This is a genomic window from Holdemanella sp., assembly GCF_056804935.1.
In genome coordinates, this window is the sequence record NZ_DBMEXE010000170.1 from 376 (window position 1) to 3,603 (window position 3,228).

At 34.7% G+C, this 3,228-nt stretch carries 6 protein-coding genes; 4 read left to right on the forward strand and 2 right to left on the reverse strand.

Going from position 1 to position 3,228, the window contains the following annotated elements; all coding sequences use genetic code 11:
• Nucleotides 1–46: 46 nt before the first annotated feature.
• From ACZQCL_RS07570 to ACZQCL_RS07585, 4 genes are read left to right on the forward strand one after another with little or no spacing between them, the layout of a single operon-like run.
• A complete protein-coding gene (locus ACZQCL_RS07570; protein ID WP_118114820.1) occupies nt 47–331 on the forward strand; it encodes a WXG100 family type VII secretion target in 285 nt (94 codons plus the stop codon).
• Entirely contained in the window at nt 324–497 is a 174-nt protein-coding gene (locus ACZQCL_RS07575) for a hypothetical protein (RefSeq protein ID WP_227993150.1), read from the forward strand. Before ACZQCL_RS07570 ends, ACZQCL_RS07575 begins: the two co-directional genes overlap by 8 nt.
• Nucleotides 484–1,278, forward strand: a complete 795-nt coding sequence (locus ACZQCL_RS07580; protein WP_256268220.1) for a hypothetical protein — start codon at nt 484–486, stop codon at nt 1,276–1,278. Before ACZQCL_RS07575 ends, ACZQCL_RS07580 begins: the two co-directional genes overlap by 14 nt.
• 12 nt (nt 1,279–1,290) lie before the next feature.
• On the forward strand, nt 1,291–1,563 hold the full coding sequence (locus ACZQCL_RS07585; RefSeq protein ID WP_117924795.1) for a DUF4176 domain-containing protein: 273 nt from the start codon (nt 1,291–1,293) through the stop codon (nt 1,561–1,563).
• Between the two features lie 23 nt (nt 1,564–1,586).
• Here ACZQCL_RS07585 and ACZQCL_RS07590 read toward each other — a convergent pair whose 3' ends face one another.
• Nucleotides 1,587–2,486, reverse strand: coding sequence for a hypothetical protein (locus ACZQCL_RS07590; RefSeq protein ID WP_482482571.1), 900 nt, complete (start codon nt 2,484–2,486; stop codon nt 1,587–1,589).
• Nucleotides 2,486–3,228, reverse strand: a 743-nt coding sequence (locus ACZQCL_RS07595; RefSeq protein ID WP_482482573.1) for a peptidylprolyl isomerase, incomplete at its 5' end; no start/stop codon positions are given. The genes ACZQCL_RS07590 and ACZQCL_RS07595, both read right to left, overlap by 1 nt.

Genomic DNA, 3,228 nt, shown 5'->3' on the forward strand with positions numbered 1-3,228 from the left:
AGATCGTGTTGCACAAGCTAGATTGCTGTTGTAGAAGGAGAAAAGTATGGCACAAATTCAAATATCAAGTGAAGATGTAATGGCATATTCTAAGCAGGTGGATGCGTATGCCAATGAGATTCGAACTGTATTTAACGAAATTGAATCCAGAATGTATTATGTGGAATCTATTTGGCAATCTCCAGCTTCGAAATACTTTATGGAACAATTTCAAACGTTGAATCCAGCAATGATGTCGTATTTAGATACGTTAGCACGCTTTTCTACGTACTTACATCAAACCGCAAATCTATATCAGGAAAACGAACAATCTTTGATGCGTTATGAATGAGATAAATTTCTACAATGCCTTGTCTAGTGATTTAAGTGCGTTGTTAAATCAGACAAAAAATATTGTATCGAATGAAGAGTTTGTCTATGTGAATCAAAAGGTCAGTCGAATTCAATATTTGATTCAAATTCAGATGCAGGGGATTATGAATCGTGAACGGCGATAGTATAGCTTGTCAAAATCTAAGTCTTGAATATAAGGCGCTCGCTTCTAGGCCTCTATCTTCAAAAGATCCGACAATTAATGAAAGGCAATATCGTATCGCAAAAGAAATAATGGATATTGCGAATTATTTATCGAAGAGTGCATCTTTAATTGAGTCTTGCGAGCACAAACAAAGTGCTTGGAAACCTGGAAAGGTGAATTTGATCAAGTATACAAACTTGAATTTAGTTTCACAATTGACAAAACAGAGTCGCTATTCGTATGGTTCAGTTCGCTATACAAAGTCATTTAAAGAATGGAATAAAAATTACACAAAGCCTTATTTCCATGTAGGGGCCGATGCCACACTTCTTGATGGAGAAATTAAATCGAGTATTAGTGCAAGAATATGGAAGAACAAGAAATTTGATCCGCGTATAGTATTAAATGCCGAGTCAAGTCTAGCGTTATTATCTTCTACAGTAAATGCGCGTATTGGAAATTCAAAAGTCTATGCGAGCGCTCGAGCAACAGGGCAAGTTGGTGTTGCGTATGCGACTTGTAAAGCTGCTTTTTCTAGGAAAGAACAGTCGTTTGAAGCTGGAGTTGGTGTTGCAGCCTTACGCGGCGAAACACGTTGTGTATTGAACATTCTTGGGGCGAAAGTCACTTTAACGGCACAAGGAAGTGTAGGTAGTGCAGAGGCTAATTTCTCTTATCATTTTTCTAGCAGGGAGTGGGAAATCGGCTCAAAACTTGGCTTTATTGCGGGACTGGGCTTTAAAATCAACGTAAGTTATTAGAAAGGAGTCGGCATGAAAGATTTATTACCGATTGGTAGTGTTGTCACTTTAAAAGAGGGGACAAAGAAATTAATGATCATGGGGCGTCTTCAACAAAATATGAAGACAAAAAAACTCTATGATTATGCGGGATGTTTATGGCCAGAAGGCTATATGGATAAGGAGCATTGTTACGTATTTGATCATGAGGATATAGATTGTTTATTCTATATAGGGTTACAGGATATAGAAGAATTTAATTTTCGGTTTGAACTGGATGAAATGATGAAAAAAATGGGCCACTAGACTATTGTCTAATGGCCTTTTGTTTAGTCGTCTGATTTAGATAAATCAGGTCTAGAAACTAGATATTCAGGATTGTTTGTCTTTAAATTATTGAATACATCTTGATCGTGTACTTCAAAATTATATTTCTTTAAATAATAAACAAGACAAGCTTTTGTGACATCATCATCACTGCTCAATGTTGTATATACATCATCCTTAATGTCTTTGTATGTATTGGATACTAATACGGCAACATATGCATATGTTGTTCCACTGCTTTCGTTTGTGAAGACTTCGTCAATGACTCCGGCTTTTTTTGTCTTTGACAATGTATTGATCAAACGAGTTGATAAATCTGTTGTCTTTGTCGTTATCAATGTTTCTTTTCCAGAATATTTTGCAGAATCAACCATGTATTGTTGAGCTACTTCTTCTGGATCTGTTCCACTCTTTAATGCTTTCAAAGCTTTTTTAGCAGTTGCCTTATTCTCACATTGAATGATACGAGCTTTACTTGGTTTATATGTTTTTTGGACGTCTTTCTTTGCGTCTGTGAAGTATTTTTCGGTTAATTCACTTGCTTGTAAACTTGGGATTAGAACTTTATTCATATATTGTTTACTATTTTTGTAGCCCAATGAGTGAATTTGTTTATCAAAGTTTTCCATGTTTTCTTTGTAGTTGTTAACTTGTTCTTGTGCTTTTTCCTTCATTTCTTTTGTAACTTTAACTTCTTGTTTGTAGATAGCCTGTTTTACAAGTTCCATTGTAAGATCTGTACCAGTTGATACTTTCAATAATTCATATTCATCACCCTTAGTGTATTTTGTATCACCAATAGTCATGATTGTTTCATCTTTATCCTTGATGGTTGCGGTAGCTCCAGAGCATCCTGTCAACATCATGGCAGCACATACGAATAATATAGGTGTCTTTTTCATTATTGATCACCTCCATAAGTTGTTTTTACATAGCTGTCGAATTTTTTCTTTGTATCTTTATCGTTGAATTTAATATCTAATTTTTTTGCATACGAATCTAAAATCTTGTATGAAAGAGAAGAATCACTGTTTAAGATGGCATACAATGCTTGGTTTGAAACAGTGTCACTTTTTGCGTTAAAAATCTTCTTTGAATTTGTTTCTTTTACATATACCTTATATAAGCTTGTTCCACTTGAACTTGTAACTGTGATCCAGTCACTTGTTTCACCTTTTTTAAGGCCGATTGCAGCTGTTACAACATCAGCAGGAACAGTTGATGTTGAACTTGAATCCGAACTTGTTGAGTTTGAATCTACATATCCTGCAAATCCATTTTTATTAGCGGTATTTGAATCTTCAGAGAAGGCTTTAGCGACATCCGCAAAGCTTTCTTTTTCTAAAGCCTTATCAATATTACTTTTCTTTTTAGCTTCTGTTTCTGTTAGATTATCGGCATCGCTAACATCCATCTTAATAATGGATACGGTTCTTGGATTTTTTTCTTCCCAAGCCTTTTTCACTTCATCAAAATGTTTAGTGATATATTTTTTATTCATTTCTTTTTCTTTTACACTTGTTAAGCAATAATCATTAAGTTCTTCATAGGATGCATAACCATATTTGGCAAGTTCTGTTGTTAGTGTAGATTCATAGTCATCACTTTGACTAGATGCGTTAGATTTAATATTAGACTCTAATG